This window comes from Streptomyces sp. NPDC101219 (genome assembly GCF_044767675.1).
In the GTDB taxonomy this organism is placed as follows: domain Bacteria; phylum Actinomycetota; class Actinomycetes; order Streptomycetales; family Streptomycetaceae; genus Streptomyces.
Window position 1 is genome coordinate 456,361 of sequence record NZ_JBIWOK010000006.1, and the last position, 18,410, is coordinate 474,770.

The following is an 18,410-nucleotide window of genomic DNA, read 5'->3' on the forward strand; positions in this document are numbered from 1 at the left end:
GGTGGCCGGCGGCTTCTGCCGTGGGGAAAACCGGTGCCGCCCTGTCGGTGGTGCGTGCGATGCTCGGGGCCGTGGAGACCAGGTCCGTCAGTCCCGTGTTCGTCGGCCGCAGCGGCGAACTGGGCGCGTTGAACGACGCGCTCGCCGGTGCCGCCGCGGGTGAACCGCAGGCGCTGCTGATCGCGGGCGAGGCGGGCGTCGGCAAGACCCGCCTCGTCGAGGAGTTCGCCACCGCGGCCCGGAGCCGGGGCGCCGTCGTGGCACTCGGCGGCTGCGTCGAGATAGGCGCCGACGGACTGCCCTTCGCCCCCCTGTCCACCGCCCTGCGCCAACTGCGCCGCGAACTGCCCGACGAACTCGCGGCCGCCGCCGAGGGCCAGGAGGAGGAACTGGCCCGGCTGCTGCCCGAACTCGGCACCGAGGCCGCCCGCGAGGCCCGCCGCGACGAGCACGGCATGGCCCGCCTCTTCGAGCTCACCGCCCGCCTGCTCGAACGCGTCGCCGCCGGACACACCGTGATCCTCGCCCTGGAGGACCTGCACTGGGCGGACGCCTCCACCCGGCACCTGCTCGCCTACCTGCTGCGCACCCTGCGCACCGGACGCCTCGTCGTGCTGGCCACCTACCGCTCCGACGACATCCACCGCCGGCACCCGCTGCGCCCCCTGCTCGCCGAACTCGACCGGCTCCGCACCGTCCGGCGCCTCGAACTGGGCCGCTTCACCCGCGAGGAGGTCGGCTGCCAGATGGCCGGCATCCTCGCCCGGGAACCCGACCCCGCCCACGTGGACGAGATCTTCGAACGCTCCGACGGCAACGCCTTCTTCGTCGAGGAACTCGCCGTCGCCGGACCCGCGAGCTGCCGCACCGGCCTCACCGACTCGCTGCGCGATCTCCTGCTGGTCCGCGTGGAGGGGCTGCCGGAGAGCGCCCAGCAGGTCGCCCGGATCGTCGCCGAGGGCGGCTCCACCGTCGAGTACCGGCTGCTGGCCGCCGTCGCCGGGCTCGCCGAGGACGACCTCCTCGCGGCCCTGCGCGCCGCCGTGAACAGCAACATCCTCACCCCCGCACCCGACCGCGACGGCTACCGCTTCCGCCACTCCCTCGTCCGCGAGGCGGTCAGCGACGACCTGCTGCCCGGCGAACGCTCCCGCCTCAACCGGCAGTACGCCGAGGCCCTGGAGGCCGACCCCACCCTCGTGCCCGCCGACGAGCGGGTCACCCGGCTGGCCAGCTACTGGTACCAGGCCCGCGACCCAACCAAGGCACTGCCCGCCGTTCTCGACGCCTCGGCCGAGGCCCGCCGCCGCCACGCGCACTCCGAACAACTGCGCCTGCTGGAACGGGCGATGGAACTGTGGGACTCCGTCCCCGACACGGTCCGTTCCACCCTGCGCCCCGCCGACTACACCGAGGTCTACCCTCCTTGCGGCTGCGACCCGGAGACGACCCCGCTGCGCTACCTCGACCTCATGGCCGAGGCCGCCGTCGCCGGACGGCTCAGCAGCGAACGCGAACGCGCCCTGAAGATCACCAAACGCGCCCTGCGGCTGCTGGAGGAGGACCCCGACCCCCTGCGCGCCGCCTGGTTCTGGGTCCAGCGCTCCCGGCTCACCCAGTCCCTCGCGCGCGGCGACGGCTGGAAGGAACTCGGCACCGCCCAGGAGCTGGTACGCGGACTGCCGCCGTCCGAGGTGCACGCCGAGGTGCTCGCCTCCGCCGCCGCCTGGTCGATGCTGCACCGCCCCGGACCGGACGCCATGGCCGCCGCCGAACGGGCCGTCGAGTACGCGCGCATGGTCGGCGCCCAGGACATCGAACTCAACGCCCGCCTCACCCTCGGCGGCCTCATGGTCGACGCGGGCGACATCGACGCCGGCCTCGCCGCCATGTACGAGGTCAAGGACCGGGCCACCGCGCTGGGCGTGGAGCCGGTCGTGGGCCGCAGCCACATCAACCTGCCGTCGTCGCTGGAGGGCGTCGGCCGGTCGGAGGAGGCGGTGGCCCTGCTGCGCGACGGCGTGCGGGTCACCCGCGCGCTCGGCCTGCTGGACTCGGAGGACTGGGTGTGGGGCAACCTGGCCGAGTCCCTGCACTCCCTGGGACGGTGGGACGAGGCGGCCGAGGCCGCGGGCAACGCCCTGCGTGTGGAGCGCGGCGCGAGACCCCGGGCCGGAGCCCTGATGCGCCTCGCCCACCTGGCCCTGGACCGCGGGGACCTCGCCGAGGCGTCCCGGCACCTGACCGCCGCCCGCGCCTCCCTCGGCACCCACGACCCGATGCCGCAGTACGCCCTGCCGCTGACCTGTGTCGCCCTGGGCATCGCCGCGGGGGAGGGCCGCCTGCCCGACGCCCGCGCCGAGCTGTTCGACGCCCTCGACACCGGATTCCCGACCGGCACCCAGCGCTACGGCTGGCCGCTGCTGGTCGCCGCCGCCGGCGCCGAGGCCGACGCCCTCGGTGCACCCGCCACCGACTCCGGCCGCCCCGAGGTCCTCGACCGTCTGCGCACGGCGGCCAAAACCCTCGCCACGGGTGTGCCCGTCTGGGAGGCCCACGACGCCTGGCTGCGCGCCGAACTGCGGCGGGCCGAGGGCCGGCCGGCTCCGGAGGAGTGGAGCGCGGCCGTCGCCGCCCTGGAACCCCTCCAGCGGCCCTACGACCTCGCCCGCGCGCGGCTCCGGCTCGCCGAGGCACTGCTCGCCTCCGGCGCGGAGGACGACGAGCGGGCCCGGGCCACCGACCTGCTCCGGCTCTCCGCGAGCGTCGCCGAACACCTCGGGGCCCGGCCCCTGGCGCGGTCCGCCACCCTGCTGGCGCAGCGCGCCCGCCTGACGCTGCACTCCGTCCCCCGGCAGCAGACCGCCGGCCCCGCCGACCCGGCCGACGCCCTGGGCCTCACCGGCCGGGAGCGCGACGTGCTGCGGCTGGTGGCCGCCGGACACACCAACCGCCGCATCGCGGAGGAGCTGTTCATCTCCCCCAAGACGGCCAGCGTCCACGTCTCCAACATCCTCGCCAAGCTGGGGGTCTCCGGCCGGGGCGAGGCCGCCGCCGTGGCCCACCGGCTGGGCCTGTTCCCGGCGGAGGCCGGTACCGGGCCGATGGCGGGATAATGGTGTAACGCCCACGCGGCCCTGGAAAGGGGAGCGATGTTCAACGCCCTCGAGGAACTGTTCGCACCCGGTCGCAAGCACACCCGCGACGAACAGAAACGGCTGGAGCTCAGCCGGGTGGACGTCGGCGACGCCGACCCGGGGCGCGGGCCGATAGACCTGGCCTCCGGGAAGGTCGTCGTCCGCCCGGCGGCAGGGGACCCGGAGGACCGGGACGGAGCGGCCGGCGGGCCGGACGACGGCGACAGCGCCGACGACGCCCCGGAGGGCGCGGGACCGGGCGCCGCCGCGGGACCCGCCTCGTCCTGATCGTCCTGACCCACCACGCCCCGCCGGCCCCGCGAGCACCGCGCCTCGCCGCGATGTCGTCGGTCGTCAGGGCTCCGCCCTGACGCCCTCGTCCGCCTTGCGAGCCTCCCCCACTGCCTGGACGGCGTGGGAGGTACCCCCATCACCGGACCCCGCTCCCAGGTCCGGCCTGATCCAGACGAAAGACCTCAGCTCACCTCCAGCTCCAGGATGCGGTCGTCGCCGTCCTTCGGCTGGAGCCGCCCGTCCGTGTTGCTGGTGACCACCCACAGACGGTCGCCGCCCGCCGGGGCCACCGTGCGCAGCCGCCCGTACTCCTCCTCCAGGAAGGCCTGCGGCTCGGCCGACGTCTTCGTGCCCTCCAGCGGGACGCGCCACAGGCGCTGACCGCGCAGGCCCGCCATCCAGACCGAGCCCTCCGCGTACGCGATGCCGCTGGGGGACGCCTCGGCCGTGCCCCATTGGTGGACCGGGTCGTGGAAGTCCCCGTCGGAGTCGCCCTCCGCCTCCGGCCAGCCGTAGTTGTCGCCCGGCTTGATCGCGTTGAGCTCGTCCCAGGTGTTCTGGCCGAACTCCGAGGCGAACAGGCGCTGCTCACGGTCCCAGGCCAGACCCTGCACATTGCGGTGGCCGTAGGAGTACACGGGGGAGTCGGGGAAGGGGTTGCCCGGCGCGGGCTCGCCCTCCGGGGTCAGCCGCAGGATCTTGCCGCCCAGGGACTCCTTGTCCTGGGACAGACCGGTGTCGCCCCGCTCGCCGGTGCCCACGTAGAGCATCCCGTCGGGGCCGAAGGCGATGCGGCCGCCGTTGTGGATCACGCCCTTGGGGATGCCGCGCAGGACGGTGTCGGGGGCTCCGAGCTGCTGGCCGGCGGGCTTCTTCTCGTTGTAGACCATGCGGACCACGCGGTTGTCGGACGCCGAGGTGAAGTAGGCGTAGATCATGTGGTCCGAGGCGTACTCCGGGGAGAGCGCGATGCCGAGCAGGCCGCCCTCGCCGGCCGGGGAGACCCCCGGTACCTCGCCGAGCTCCGTCTTCCTGCCGGTGTCCGCGGCGACCCGGGTGATCGTCGCGTCGTCCCGGGAGGAGACCAGCAGGTCGCCGTCGTCGAGCGGGGCCAGGCCCCAGGGGGTGCTCAGGCCCGTGGTGACCGTGCGCAGCACCTTCACCGAGCCCTTGGCGGGCGGGGTCCGGGCGTCCGTGCCGGTGGCGGGCGGGGACTGCGCGGCCGTACCGCTCGGGGAGGCGCTGCCGCTGCCCCGGCCGGCGGTCCCTCCGTCGTCCGAGGAGCATCCGGCCGTCAGCAGGAGCGCGGCGGCGGCCAGCACGGCCGTCACGGCTCGTCGTTGCACGATCTCGTCCCTTCGACGCGGGCAGGTTCCAGTCTTCATACACCGCTCGCGCCTGCCAGGTTCCCGATCGCCCGATCCCGAACCCCGCCGGCCGCCCCGGAGGACCGCCCGCAGGGCCCGCGCGGGTCAGTCCCAGGAACCCTGCGCCGGGGGCAGCCGCGCTATCTCCGCCAGGTCCCGTCCGGTCAGCCGCAGCCGTGCCGCCGCCGCGTTCTCGGCCACCCACCGGGCGTGCTTGGTGCCCGGCACCGGTATCACCTGCCGCCCCCGGGACAGCACCCACGCCAGGGCCACCTGCGCAGGCGTGACGTCCCCGCCGTGCCGCCGGGCGACGCGGCGCAGACCGGCCACGATCGGCTGGTTCGCCGCCATCATCTCGGCCGTGAACCGGGGATGCCGGGCCCGCGGGTCGTCCGCCTCGAACCCCCCGCCCGGGGTGAGCGTGCCGGTCAGGAACCCATTGCCCAGCGGCATCGCCGCCAGGAAGCCCACCCCGCGCGTCTCGCACCAGGGCAGCAGCGTGCGCAGCGCCTCCGGCGACCACACCGACAGCTCGGCCTGCACCGCGCTGACCGGGAACACCTGCTGCACCCGCTCCAGCTGGCGGATCGTGCCGTCGTGCAGCCGCGCCCCCGGCCGCCGCCCCGGCCGGGCCCCGACCGCGCACAGCCCCAACGCGCGTACCTTGCCCGCGCGGACGAGTTCGGCCATCGCGCCCCAGGTCTCCTCCACCGGGACCTCCGGGTCCGCGCGGTGCAGCTGGTACAGGTCGATGACGTCGGTCTGCAGCCGCCGCAGCGACGCGTCGCAGGCCCGTTTCACGTACCCGGGGCGGCCGTTGGCGACGATGTGCTGGTCGCCCACCAGCAGGCCGACCTTCGTCGACACGAAGGCGTCCGCGCGCCGCTCCCTCAACACCCGGCCCATTAGCAGCTCGTTGGTGAACGGGCCGTACATGTCCGCGGTGTCGAGCAGGGTCGAGCCCAGGTCGAGCGCCCGGTGCACCGCCCTCAGCGACTCCTCGCCGCGCTGCCGCGACGTGCTGTAGGCCCAGCTCATCGGCATGCACCCGAGTCCGACGGCCCCCACCGCGAGCGCCCCCGCGCCGATCGTCCTGCGCTCCACCTGGTCGTGACCCTCCCTCTGCGAGCCCCCAACCTAACCTCTGGCGTTCCGCCGCCCTGACATAGCCTCCGGAGCATGACTGCTGACGTGTGGCTTCCCTTCCGCCCGGACGAGATCGACGGCCTCCCCGAGGGGCCGGACTACCACTTCTGGGACGGCGCCGAGGACTTCCCCGCCGACCCGGCCGACTGCGTCTTCTACGTCGTGCCGTATCTCAAGCCGGGCGGTGTCGGCGTGCGGCCGATGCCGCTGATGCGCTCCGTGCGGGTCGTGCAGACCCTGTCCGCCGGCGTCGACCACGTGGAGCCGGGACTGCAGCACCTCGGCCCGGGCGTCCGGCTGTGCAACGCGCGCGGGGTCCACGAGGCGAGCACCGCCGAGCTCGCGCTCGCCCTGATCCTGGCGTCGCTGCGCGGCCTGCCCGACTTCGTGCGGGCCCAGGACAGGGGGGAGTGGCAGGGAGGATTCCGCCCCGCGCTCGCGGACCGGAGCGTCCTCGTCGTCGGGTACGGATCCATCGGTTCCGCCATCGAGGACCGGCTCGTTCCGTTCGAGGTCGCGCGGGTGGCGCGCGTCGCGCGCTCCGCACGCGCCACGGCACGCGGTCCGGTGCACCCGCTCACCGAACTGCCCTCCCTGCTCCCGGAGGCGGACGTCGTCGTCCTCACCACTCCGCTGACCGCCGGGACCCGCCACCTCGTGGACGCGGACTTCCTGGCCCGGATGAAGGACGGCGCCCTGCTGGTGAACATGGCCCGCGGACCCGTCGTGGACACCAAGGCCCTGCTCACGGAGCTGGAGACCGGCCGGATCACCGCCGCCCTCGACGTCACCGACCCCGAACCGCTGCCCGCCGACCACCCCTTGTGGCGGGCGCCCGGCGTGCTCGTCAGCCCGCACGCGGGCGGGCCGACCTCCGCCTTCCGGCCGCGCGCCGAGCGGTTGCTCGTGGACCAGTTGCACCGTTTCCTGAACCAGGAGGAGTTGCGGAACGTGATCCTGGAGACAGGGGCGGAAAGCGCGTAGTCCGCTTCGAGTACCGTCCGCTTCTCCCCGGAAGCGGTGGGTACTCATATATCTGCTGATCGTCACGGAGAGTAGAGAGACTATGTCCCTGAGTGACGAGACTGGTGTATCGTCCCGACAGGGGCAGCGCCGCTGACCGATCGGCGCCGGGGACGGACTTGCAGACTGTGAGGGGGGCGACGGGCGATGCACGGCCTATGGACGAGCGATCCGACGCGGCGGAGCCGCCGACGGCGACCCTGGCGCGCGACCGCGCGCGACCGCTGTCGGCACAATGGCCCCCCTCTCCCACCCGGCCGTCCCAGCGGTCACCGTCCGCGACCGCTGGGGGCCGACGGCCCCGGGCGGCACAGGCCCCCGGTGCTCCGCGACCCACGGGACCCGGGAGCGGCGCGGACCGGGAGGGAGCGGTGAGCGCGCCGACCGCCACCTCGACGCTCGAGGCGGCGGCCCGGCAGCAGCCCGCCCCCGGGGTGCCACCGCCACGCTCCCCGGTCACCGGGCAGCGCCCCGGCCTCGTCCCCCAACTCGTCCTCGCCCTGGTCTGCGCGGCCTACGCCGTCGGTGCCGCGCTCGGCTGGGGATCGGACCGACTCGCACTGATCATGGGCGACTTCGGGCTGAGCGCCGCCGCCGGGGCCGCGGCCGTGTCCTGCTTCGTCTGCGCCCGCCGCCGGCGCACCCGCTTCCGGCCGGCCTGGCTGCTGTTCGGCCTGTCCTCGACCATGGCCGCCCTCGGCAATCTCGTCTGGGGCTGGTACGAGGTGGTCCTCGACCGGCCCGTGCCCAGCCCCAGCTACGCCGACCTGTTCTTCCTGTGCTTCGCCCCGCCCGCCATCGTGGGCCTGCTGGTGCTCGCCAAACGGCCCGTGACCAAGGCCGGGTGGATCTGCCTCGCCCTGGACGCCTCCCTCATCGGGGGCTCGCTGCTCACCCTGGCGTGGAGCCTGGCTCTCGCCCAGGCCGCCCAGGCCGAGGGCGAGAGCGTGGCGCACACCGCGCTGTCCCTCGCCTACCCGCTGCTGGACATCGCGCTCGTCAGCCTGGTGCTCGCGCTGCACTTCCGGCGCTCCGCGGTGAACCGCTCCGCCGTCAACACCGCGATCGGGGCGCTCGCCCTCACCGTGATGTGCGACGCCCTGTTCACCTCCCCGCTGCTGCACAACGACTACCGCTCCGGCCAGTTGCTCGACGCGGGCTGGTTCGCCGGCTCCCTGCTCCTCGCGTACGCCCCCTGGACCCCGCGCCGCGGCGGCGGGTCCGAGGACACGGGTCACACGCGCGTGGTCCGCGGGCACCACCCCGGCCGGCGCGGCGGCCCGCCCCCGCCGGTGCCCGCGGGCGGCCGGTTCCCGGGGGCGCGGCCCATCGCGGGCTCCCTCGCCGCCCTCACGCCCTACCTCGCCGCGGCCGTGTGCACCCTGGGCATCCTCTACAACGTCCTCAACGGCCGCAGCGTGGACCGCGTGGTGCTCTTCACCGGCGGCACGGTGGTGCTGGCGCTCGTCGTGCGCCAGGGCATCATGCTGCTCGACAACATCACCCTCACCCAGGAACTCGCCCAGCAGGAGAACCACTTCCGCTCCCTGGTGCAGGGCTCCAGCGACGTCATCATGATCGCCGCGCCCAGCGGCATCCTCCGCTACGTCTCCCCGGCCGCCGCGGGCGTCTACGGCCGCCCCGCCGAGGACCTGGTGGGCACGGAGCTGGCCCACCTCATCCACCCCGAGGACCTGGGCTGCGTGGTCCACGAGATCCGCCGGTTCCTCGCCGCCGATCCCGCCGAGGAACCCACCACGCGCATCGAGTGCCGGTTCCGCTCCGGCGGCCGGGGCACCCGCTCGGGAGAGACCGCGAGCGGGGGCGGCTGGCTCAATGTGGAGTCGACCGTCAACCGGCATCACGGCGGCCTCATCTTCAACAGCCGTGACGTGACCGAGCGGGTCCGGCTGCAGGCCCAGCTCCAGCACAACGCCGAGCACGACCCGCTCACCGACCTGCCCAACCGCGCGCTGTTCACCCGGCGCGTCCAGCAGGCGCTGTCCGGCCGCCGGGTCTCGGACCGGGACGCCGCCCTGCGCGGCACCGCCGTCCTCTTCATCGACCTCGACGGCTTCAAGGGCGTCAACGACACCATCGGCCACCAGGCCGGGGACGAGCTGCTGGTGCAGGCCGCCCGCAGACTCCACGACGCCGTCCGCAAGGGCGACACCGCGGCCCGGCTCGGCGGCGACGAGTTCGCGGCCCTGATCGTCGGCGACGGCGCCCGGGACCACCAGGCCCGCGAGCGCCACCTCATGGAGCTCGCCGACCGCCTCAGAACCACCCTCTCCCAGCCCTACCTCATCGACGGCAACGATGTCCGGGTCAACGCCTCCATCGGCGTCGCCTTTGCCGAACCGGGCCTCGGCGCGGGCGAGTTGCTGCGCAACGCCGACCTGGCCATGTACCGGGCCAAGGCGGGTGGCAAAGGCCGGGTGGAGCTCTACCGGCCCCAGATGCAGCAGGACGTGGTCCGCCGCGCCGAACTGGCCGGCCGGCTGCGCGCCGCGCTGCACGACGGCGAGTTCGCGCTGCTCCACCAGCCGGTGGTGTGCCTGGCGGACGGCCGGATCACCTCCGTCTGCGCGCAGGCGCGCTGGCGCTCCTCGCAGGGCGTGCTCTTCACGCCCGCCGAGTTCCTGCGCGTCGCCGAGGACGGCGAGAAGACCGCCGAGCTGGGCCGCTGGATCCTGGAGGAGGCCATCGAGCGGGCCGCCGAGCGGCAGGCGACCGGCCTCGCGGTCCCTGTGGCCGTCCGGCTGGGCGCCCACCGCCTGGTGGACCGCTCGATGCCGCTCGGCCGCATCGAGACGCTGCTGACCCGGCACGGGCTGCCCTCCGGCTCCCTCGTCGTCGAACTGGCCGATACCGACCCCCGGGTCTGCCTCGACGAGCTGGAGCGCCGGCTGACCGCCCTGAAGCGGGCCGGCGTCCGCATCGCCCTTGACGGTTTCGGCAGCGGCCAGGCGGCGATCGCGGCCCTGCGGAGACTCCCGGTCGACATACTCAAGCTGGACCGCACCCTGGTCGAGGGAGTCGTGGAGTCGGCGAGGCTGCACAAGATCACCGGCGGGCTGCTGCAGATCGCCCGGGACCTCGGGATCGAGTCCGTGGCCGACGGGGTGGACCTGCCGGAGCAGGTCACCGCCCTGCGCGCGATGGGCTGCACCCACGGACAGGGCATGGCCTTCGCCGGGCCGCTGGACGAGTACCGGCTGCGCCGGGCGCTCACCACCGGTCGCTGCCCGGTGCCGGACGGACCGGCCGAACCCGCGTTCGCGGGTGGTCCCGGCGGCGGGTTCGCGACGGGTGTGGGTGTCGTCCTCCGTGGTGGGACGGCTCTCCGTTCACATAATGAGACCCCAGTCCCACCCACTTGACAGTACGTGCGTGCCGGGGGGAGGGTCAGTTCCATGCGCACCCGAATTCTCGTACTTGGACAGCGCGTCGGCTGACGCTGAGCCCTGAAGGCTCGGCTACCCGCACCGGCGCGCTCCCCTCGCTTGCCTTTTGGCACGAGGGGTTTTTTGTTGCACCAATGTCGTCGCACAACCCGCGTACACCGCGCAAACCTCGCAAAAACCCTCAGCATCGAGAAGAGAATGCCGATGACCGAGCAGGCCACCGGGGCCCACCCGCAGCCGCGGCCCCGATCCGGACAGCCGTCCGCCCCCGAGCAGGTGACGGGCGCGCAGTCCCTCATCCGCTCTCTCGAGGAGGTCGGCGCCGACACGGTATTCGGCATTCCCGGCGGTGCGATCCTTCCGGCCTACGACCCGCTGATGGACTCGCGCCGGGTGCGCCACGTCCTGGTCCGGCACGAGCAGGGAGCCGGTCACGCGGCCACCGGCTACGCGCAGGCCACCGGCAAGGTCGGCGTCTGCATGGCGACGTCCGGGCCCGGCGCCACCAACCTGGTGACCCCGATCGCCGACGCGCACATGGACTCGGTGCCCATGGTCGCGATCACCGGTCAGGTCGCTTCCAAGGCGATCGGCACGGACGCCTTCCAGGAGGCGGACATCGTCGGCATCACCATGCCGATCACCAAGCACAACTTCCTGGTCACCAAGGCCGAGGACATCCCGCGGGTCATCGCGCAGGCGTTCCACATCGCCGCCACCGGCCGTCCCGGCCCGGTGCTGGTCGACATCGCCAAGGACGCCCTCCAGGCCCGCACCACCTTCTCCTGGCCGCCCACCATGGACCTGCCCGGCTACCGGCCCGTCACGAAGCCGCACGCCAAGCAGATCCGCGAGGCCGCCCGGCTGATCACCTCCGCGAAGCGGCCGGTGCTCTACGTCGGCGGCGGGGTCATGAAGGCCCGTGCCACCGCCGAGCTGAAGGTCCTCGCCGAACTCACCGGAGCTCCCGTCACCACCACCCTGATGGGACTCGGCGCATTCCCCGACAGCCACGAACTGCACGTGGGGATGCCGGGCATGCACGGTGCGGTCACCGCCGTCACCGCGCTGCAGAAGGCCGACCTGATCGTCGCCCTCGGAGCCCGCTTCGACGACCGCGTCACCGGCAAGCTGGACAGCTTCGCCCCGTACGCGAAGATCGTCCACGCCGACATCGACCCGGCCGAGATCGGCAAGAACCGCGCCGCCGACGTGCCGATTGTCGGTGACGCCCGCGAGGTCATCGCCGACCTCGTGCAGGCCGTCCAGAAGGAGCACGCCGACGGCCACCGGGGCGACTACACCGCCTGGTGGAACGACCTGAACCGCTGGCGCGACACCTACCCCCTCGGCTACGACCTGCCCGAGGACGGCTCGCTGTCCCCGCAGCAGGTCATCCAGCGCATCGGCCGGCTCGCGCCGGAGGGCACGGTGTTCGCGGCCGGGGTCGGCCAGCACCAGATGTGGGCCGCGCACTTCATCGAGTACGAGAAGCCCGCCACCTGGCTGAACTCCGGCGGCGCCGGGACCATGGGCTACGCCGTGCCGGCCGCCATGGGCGCCAAGGCCGGCGTCCCCGACCGCACCGTCTGGGCGATCGACGGCGACGGCTGCTTCCAGATGACCAACCAGGAACTCACCACCTGCGCCCTGAACAACATCCCGATCAAGGTCGCCGTCATCAACAACGGCGCCCTCGGGATGGTCCGCCAGTGGCAGACCCTGTTCTACAACCAGCGGTACTCCAACACGGTGCTGCACTCCGGGCCCGACGACGTCAACCCCGAGGCCCGCGGGACCCGCGTCCCCGACTTCGTGAAGCTGTCGGAGGCCATGGGCTGCTACGCCATCCGCTGTGAGGACCCGGCCGACCTCGACAAGGTCATCGAGGAGGCGAACTCCATCAACGACCGCCCGGTCGTCGTGGACTTCGTGGTCCACGAGGACGCGATGGTGTGGCCGATGGTCGCCGCCGGCACCTCCAACGACGAGATCATGGCCGCCCGGGACGTCCGCCCCGACTTCGGCGACAACGAGGACGACTGAGAGCCGTCGGGACCCACAAGCAGAGGAAGCAGCAGATCATGTCCAAGCACACGCTCTCCGTCCTGGTGGAGAACACCCCCGGCGTCCTGGCGCGGATCACCGCCCTGTTCTCCCGCCGCGGCTTCAACATCGACTCGCTCGCCGTCGGTGTCACCGAGCACCCCGACATCTCGCGCATCACCATCGTGGTGAGCGTCGAGGACTTCCCGCTGGAGCAGGTGACCAAGCAGCTCAACAAGCTGGTCAACGTGCTGAAGATCGTCGAGCTGGAGCCCGGTCAGGCGGTTCAGCGTGAACTCGTTCTGGTGAAGGTGCGCGCCGACAACGAGACGCGCTCCCAGATCGTCGAGATCGTCCAGCTCTTCCGCGCCAAGACCGTGGACGTCTCCCCGGAGGCCGTCACCATCGAGGCCACCGGCAGCAGCGACAAGCTGTCCGCGATGCTGAAGATGCTGGAGCCTTTCGGCATCAAGGAACTCGTGCAGTCCGGCACGATCGCGATCGGGCGTGGCGCCCGTTCGATCACGGACCGGTCCCTGCGCGCTCTCGACCGGTCGGCCTGAGACCGGAAACGGGCGGCCGACCGTGACACGGCCGCCCGTATTCCGAGACTCCGAACCGTCCCCTTCCCCCGCCGTCATACGGTGGGAGCAACACCTGCACTCAAGGAGAGAACCCAAAGTGGCCGAGCTGTTCTACGACGCCGACGCCGACCTGTCCATCATCCAGGGCCGCAAGGTCGCGGTCATCGGTTACGGCAGCCAGGGCCACGCCCACGCCCTGTCGCTGCGCGACTCCGGCGTCGACGTGCGCGTCGGTCTGCACGAGGGCTCCAAGTCCAAGGCCAAGGCCGAGGAGCAGGGCCTGCGCGTGGTGACCCCGTCCGAGGCCGCCGCCGAGGCCGACGTCATCATGATCCTCGTGCCGGACCCCATCCAGGCCAAGGTCTACGAGGAGACCATCGCCCCGAACCTCAAGGACGGCGACGCGCTGTTCTTCGGCCACGGCTTCAACATCCGCTTCGGCTTCATCAAGCCCCCGGCCGGCGTCGACGTCTGCATGGTCGCCCCCAAGGGCCCCGGCCACCTGGTGCGCCGCCAGTACGAGGAGGGCCGCGGCGTTCCCTGCATCGCCGCCGTCGAGCAGGATGCCTCCGGCAACGCCTTCGCGCTGGCCCTGTCGTACGCCAAGGGCATCGGCGGCACCCGCGCCGGCGTCATCAAGACGACCTTCACCGAGGAGACCGAGACCGACCTGTTCGGTGAGCAGGCGGTGCTGTGCGGTGGCACGGCGGCGCTGGTCAAGGCGGGCTTCGAGACCCTGACCGAGGCCGGCTACCAGCCGGAGATCGCCTACTTCGAGTGCCTCCACGAGCTGAAGCTGATCGTGGACCTCATGTACGAGGGCGGCCTGGAGAAGATGCGCTGGTCGATCTCCGAGACCGCCGAGTGGGGCGACTACGTCACCGGCCCCCGGATCATCACCGACGCCACCAAGGCCGAGATGAAGAAGGTCCTCGCCGAGATCCAGGACGGCACCTTCGCGAGGCAGTGGATGGACGAGTACCACGGCGGTCTGAAGAAGTACGGCGAGTACAAGCAGCAGGACTCCGAGCACCTCCTGGAGACCACCGGCAAGGAGCTGCGCAAGCTCATGAGCTGGGTCGACGAGGAGGCGTAGGGCGCCCTGCCGGGACCGGGGCGCACCGCCCCGGTCCCGGCGGCCGAACCCGGGGTAACGTCGGTGTACGACGTTGTCCGTCCCGTCCGCCACGGACGGGTGATCCTTCCGAAGCGGCGTAGGACGCGCCCTCGGCGCCACTACACTGCTGCACTAATACGCGTCAGGCCCACAGCGTCGTGCGTCTTCCACGCGGCTAGCACTTCTTCACCGCCTGCGGCCGTCGGGACGGCCGTCCGCACTGGGACTTGTGAGGACTCACGTGAGCTCGAAACCCGTCGTACTCATCGCTGAAGAGCTGTCGCCCGCCACCGTCGACGCCCTCGGCCCGGACTTCGAGATCCGGCACTGCAACGGCGCCGACCGCGCCGAGCTGCTCCCCGCCATCGCCGAGGTCGACGCGATCCTGATCCGCTCCGCCACCAAGGTGGACGCCGAGGCCATCGCCGCCGCGAACCGCCTCAAGGTCGTCGCCCGCGCCGGCGTGGGCCTGGACAACGTCGACGTCTCCGCCGCCACCAAGGCCGGCGTCATGGTCGTCAACGCCCCCACCTCGAACATCGTGACCGCCGCGGAACTCGCCTGCGGTCTGATCGTCGCCACGGCGCGCAACATCCCGCAGGCCAACGCCGCCCTGAAGAACGGCGAGTGGAAGCGCAGCAAGTACACGGGTGTCGAACTCGCCGAGAAGACCCTTGGCGTCGTGGGCCTCGGCCGCATCGGCGCCCTCGTCGCGCAGCGCATGTCCGCGTTCGGCATGAAGGTCGTCGCCTACGACCCCTACGTGCAGCCCGCGCGGGCCGCGCAGATGGGCGTCAAGGTGCTGTCGCTGGACGAGCTGCTCGAGGTCTCCGACTTCATCACCGTGCACCTGCCCAAGACCCCCGAGACCCTCGGTCTCATCGGCGACGAGGCGCTGCGCAAGGTCAAGCCGAGCGTGCGCGTCATCAACGCCGCGCGCGGCGGCATCGTCGACGAGGAGGCGCTGTACTCGGCGCTCAAGGAGGGCCGGGTCGCCGGCGCGGGCCTGGACGTGTACGCCAAGGAGCCGTGCACCGACTCCCCGCTGTTCGAGTTCGACCAGGTCGTGTGCACCCCGCACCTCGGTGCCTCCACCGACGAGGCCCAGGAGAAGGCGGGCATCGCCGTCGCCCGTTCGGTGCGCCTCGCCCTCGCCGGTGAGCTGGTCCCGGACGCGGTGAACGTGCAGGGCGGGGTCATCGCCCAGGACGTCAAGCCGGGCCTGCCGCTCGCCGAGCGCCTCGGCCGCATCTTCACCGCGCTCGCCGGTGAGGTCGCCGTCCGCCTCGACGTCGAGGTCTACGGCGAGATCACCCAGCACGACGTGAAGGTGCTCGAACTCTCCGCCCTCAAGGGCGTCTTCGAGGACGTCGTCGACGAGACGGTGTCCTACGTCAACGCGCCGCTGTTCGCCCAGGAGCGCGGGGTCGAGGTCCGCCTGACCACCAGCTCCGAGTCGGCCGACCACCGCAACGTGGTGACCGTGCGCGGCACCCTCGCCGACGGCGAGGAGGTGTCGGTCTCCGGCACGCTGGCCGGCCCCAAGCACGTGCAGAAGATCGTCGCGGTCGGCGAGTACGACGTCGACCTGGCGCTCGCCGACCACATGCTGGTGCTGCGCTACGAGGACCGCCCGGGTGTCGTCGGCACCGTCGGCCGCATCCTCGGCGAGGCGGGCCTCAACATCGCCGGCATGCAGGTCGCCCGGGCCACGGTCGGCGGCGAGGCTCTCGCGGTGCTGACGGTCGACGACACGGTCCCGGCCGGGGTGCTCGCGGAGGCCGCGGCCGAGATCGGCGCGACCTCGGCCCGCTCGGTCAACCTGGTCTGACCCCGGCGCCGACACCGACAACCGGAAACCGGTCGCGGGTCCGGACCCGCGACGCTGTTCCACCGCACGCCGGAGGGGCTGACCCGGTCAGCCCCTCCGGCGTGCGCCGTGCCCGGCCCCGCCGGTCACAGCCGGTGTGCCTTCAGCGCCATGTGCAGCAGCAGCCGGTCCTCGCCGTCGTCCAGGTCCAGCCCGGTGAGCTGTTCGACCCGGGACAGGCGGTAGTACAGGGTCTGCCGGTGGATGCCCAGCTCGGCGGCGGTGCGCCCGGCCTGGCCCGCGAGGTCGAGGTAGGTCTCCGCGGTACGCGCGAGCTCCCGGTGGGCGGGCGCCAGCAGCGGGCCGGCCACCGGGTCGTGGGCGGCCCGCGGGGGCAGCGCGGTCAGCAGCCGGTAGGGGCCGATCGAGGCCCACCGGGCGACCGGGCCGAGCCGGGGTTCGGCCAGCGCCGCCCGGGCCGCGGCCGCGGCCTCCTCCCAGGCGGCCCCCAGGTCCGCGAGGCCGGTGCGCGGCTCCGCGATCCCGGCGGCCGCCGCCGGACCCCGGCCGCCCGCCCCGGACTCCCGCGCCCGCTCCAGCAGCCGCCCCGCCGCCGCGGTCGCCGGCGTCAGGACGTCCGTCGCCCGCAGCCGCAGCAGCAGGGCGAGCGCGAGGTCCGAGGCGCCCCGGGGCGTGGTGCACAGGGCCGTCGCCCCGGGCACGGTGCGCACCGACGGGGCGTCGTCGTCGGGGCCGGCCGGCCAGGGCGCCACGCAGACCAGCGTGTGCGGCCCGTCCGCGCGCGGGCCGAGCGCGGTGCGCAGTTCGGCGACGGCCATGTCGCGCTGCCAGTCGCGCTCCGCGGTGAGCACCGCCCGCAGCTCGCGGGTGAGGTCCGCGCCGTGCTGCGCCTCGTCGGCGAGCAGCGCGCCGATGCGGGCGGTCACCCGCATGGCCGCGTCGAGCCGCCGGTCGGAGGGGCCCGGGCCGTCCTCCAGCAGCCACACGTAGCCGAGGACGACGCCCCGGTGGCGTACCGGGAGGCAGATGCGGCCGCGGTGCACCCCCGCCTCCGGCGTGCGCGGGATGCGGACCGGGCCCCTCGCGCGGGTGATGCCGAAGCCCTCGAACCAGGCGCGGACGGCGGGCGTGGAGCGCCGCGTGAGGATCGAGCGGGTGCGCACCGGGTCGAGCGAGGACGGGTCGAGGTCGCCCTCGCTGTCGTAGGCGCCGAAGGCGATCAGCTCGAAGTCCCGGCTCTCCAGGGTCGCCGGGGCGCCGAGCAGCTCGGAGATCTCGTCCACGAGCTCCTGGTAGTCACCCCTGTGTTCCGACGTCACCCGGGCATTGTCCCGCACGGTGCCGCGCGCTTCATACAGATGTCTGAGATCCGCGGCACGGATGCGTGACAGCTGTCGATGGCCGACGATCGGGTCGATCCATAGGTTTCACGGTGGTTCTCCGTGCCGTACCCCGACGAGGGGGCGGCCGTCTCGTGCAGGTGTTTGGAGGTGCCCCGTGCTGGGTCCCGTGATTCTCGCCGCGTCGCGCAGCGACCGGATGCGTCGGCTGGTCTCGGCGGCGCCGGGCACCAGGCAGGTGGTCGACCGCTTCATCCCCGGGGAGACGGTGGACGAGGTGCTGCCCGTCGTCGAGGAGCTCACCGGCAACGGCCTGGAGCTGACGATGGACGTCGTCGGCGAGGACATCACCACGCCCGTCCAGGCCGAGGCGGCCCGCGACGCCTACCTCGAACTGATCGAGCGGCTGGCCCCGCTGGAGCTCGGCGGCCGCGTCGAGATGTCCGTGAAGCTGTCCATGTTCGGCCAGTCCCTCCCCGGCGGCCACGATCTGGCGCTCGCCAACGTCCGCCCGGTCGTCGAGGCCGCCGCCGCCATCGGCACCACCGTCACCCTGGACGCCGAGGACCACACCACCCTCGACTCGATGTTCGCCATCCACGAGGAGCTGCGCCGGGACGTCCCGCAGACCGGCTGCGTGATCCAGGCGTACCTGTACCGCACGGAGGAGGACGCGCGCAGGCTCGCCGCGAACGGCAGTCGCGTACGGTTGGTGAAGGGCGCCTACAAGGAGCCCGCCGACGTCGCCCTCCAGCAGAAGCACGAGATCGACAAGGCGTACGTGCGCATCCTGCGCACCCTGATGAACGGCGACGGGTATCCGATGATCGGGTCCCACGACCCGCGTCTGATCTCCATCGCCCAGGAGCTGGCCCGCATCGCCGGGCGCAAGCCGGACGAGTACGAGTTCCAGATGCTGTACGGCATCCGCAGCGACGAGCACCTGCGGCTGGCCGCGGAGGGCCACCGCATGCGCGTGTACACCGCCTACGGCACCGACTGGTACGGCTACTTCATGAGGCGGCTCGCGGAGAAGCCCGCCAACCTGCGGTTCTTCGCACGCAGCATGATCACCAAGGGCTGACCCACACCGCTCAAGTCAAGGAGTTACGGACACC

General features: G+C 72.9%; 12 protein-coding genes. 9 read left to right on the forward strand and 3 right to left on the reverse strand.

Going from position 1 to position 18,410, the window contains the following annotated elements; all coding sequences use genetic code 11:
• Positions 1–59 precede the first annotated feature (59 nt).
• Together ACIRPP_RS15070 and ACIRPP_RS15075 are read left to right on the forward strand one after the other, a co-directional pair.
• On the forward strand, positions 60–3,116 hold the full coding sequence (locus ACIRPP_RS15070) for an AAA family ATPase (protein ID WP_403642197.1): 3,057 nt from the start codon (positions 60–62) through the stop codon (positions 3,114–3,116).
• A 36-nt stretch (positions 3,117–3,152) separates the two neighbouring features.
• Entirely contained in the window at positions 3,153–3,425 is a 273-nt protein-coding gene (locus tag ACIRPP_RS15075; protein ID WP_403642102.1) for a DUF6191 domain-containing protein, read from the forward strand.
• Between the two features lie 188 nt (positions 3,426–3,613).
• Here the strand turns inward: ACIRPP_RS15075 and ACIRPP_RS15080 are convergent, their stop codons facing one another.
• Together ACIRPP_RS15080 and ACIRPP_RS15085 are read right to left on the reverse strand one after the other, a co-directional pair.
• Positions 3,614–4,816, reverse strand: a complete 1,203-nt coding sequence (locus tag ACIRPP_RS15080; RefSeq protein ID WP_403642104.1) for a PQQ-dependent sugar dehydrogenase — start codon at positions 4,814–4,816, stop codon at positions 3,614–3,616.
• Between the two features lie 87 nt (positions 4,817–4,903).
• Positions 4,904–5,902 (reverse strand): aldo/keto reductase, encoded by a 999-nt coding sequence (locus ACIRPP_RS15085; RefSeq protein ID WP_403642107.1) that lies wholly within the window; start codon positions 5,900–5,902, stop codon positions 4,904–4,906.
• 75 nt (positions 5,903–5,977) lie between these two features.
• On the opposite strand from ACIRPP_RS15085, the gene ACIRPP_RS15090 reads away from it, so the two are divergent.
• From ACIRPP_RS15090 to serA, 6 genes are all read left to right on the forward strand, one after another.
• Positions 5,978–6,928, forward strand: coding sequence for a 2-hydroxyacid dehydrogenase (locus ACIRPP_RS15090; protein ID WP_403642109.1), 951 nt, complete (start codon positions 5,978–5,980; stop codon positions 6,926–6,928).
• A gap of 410 nt (positions 6,929–7,338) precedes the next feature.
• The gene (locus ACIRPP_RS15095; protein WP_403642112.1) at positions 7,339–10,350 is read left to right on the forward strand and encodes a putative bifunctional diguanylate cyclase/phosphodiesterase; all 3,012 of its coding nucleotides are present in this window, start codon (positions 7,339–7,341) and stop codon (positions 10,348–10,350) included.
• Between the two features lie 222 nt (positions 10,351–10,572).
• Positions 10,573–12,420, forward strand: a complete 1,848-nt coding sequence (locus tag ACIRPP_RS15100; RefSeq protein ID WP_403642114.1) for an acetolactate synthase large subunit — start codon at positions 10,573–10,575, stop codon at positions 12,418–12,420.
• A 38-nt stretch (positions 12,421–12,458) separates the two neighbouring features.
• Positions 12,459–12,983 (forward strand): acetolactate synthase small subunit, encoded by a 525-nt coding sequence (ilvN, locus tag ACIRPP_RS15105; RefSeq protein WP_164337517.1) that lies wholly within the window; start codon positions 12,459–12,461, stop codon positions 12,981–12,983.
• A gap of 118 nt (positions 12,984–13,101) precedes the next feature.
• Positions 13,102–14,100 (forward strand): ketol-acid reductoisomerase, encoded by a 999-nt coding sequence (gene ilvC / locus ACIRPP_RS15110; protein WP_403642118.1) that lies wholly within the window; start codon positions 13,102–13,104, stop codon positions 14,098–14,100.
• Between the two features lie 262 nt (positions 14,101–14,362).
• Entirely contained in the window at positions 14,363–15,952 is a 1,590-nt protein-coding gene (gene serA, locus ACIRPP_RS15115; RefSeq protein WP_403642121.1) for a phosphoglycerate dehydrogenase, read from the forward strand.
• A gap of 125 nt (positions 15,953–16,077) precedes the next feature.
• Here serA and ACIRPP_RS15120 read toward each other — a convergent pair whose 3' ends face one another.
• Entirely contained in the window at positions 16,078–17,289 is a 1,212-nt protein-coding gene (locus tag ACIRPP_RS15120) for a PucR family transcriptional regulator (protein WP_403642123.1), read from the reverse strand.
• A 160-nt stretch (positions 17,290–17,449) separates the two neighbouring features.
• On the opposite strand from ACIRPP_RS15120, the gene ACIRPP_RS15125 reads away from it, so the two are divergent.
• Positions 17,450–18,376 carry a proline dehydrogenase family protein gene (locus ACIRPP_RS15125; protein ID WP_403642126.1) on the forward strand — a complete coding sequence of 309 codons (927 nt, stop codon included), beginning with the start codon at positions 17,450–17,452 and terminating at the stop codon, positions 18,374–18,376.
• Positions 18,377–18,410 lie beyond the last annotated feature (34 nt).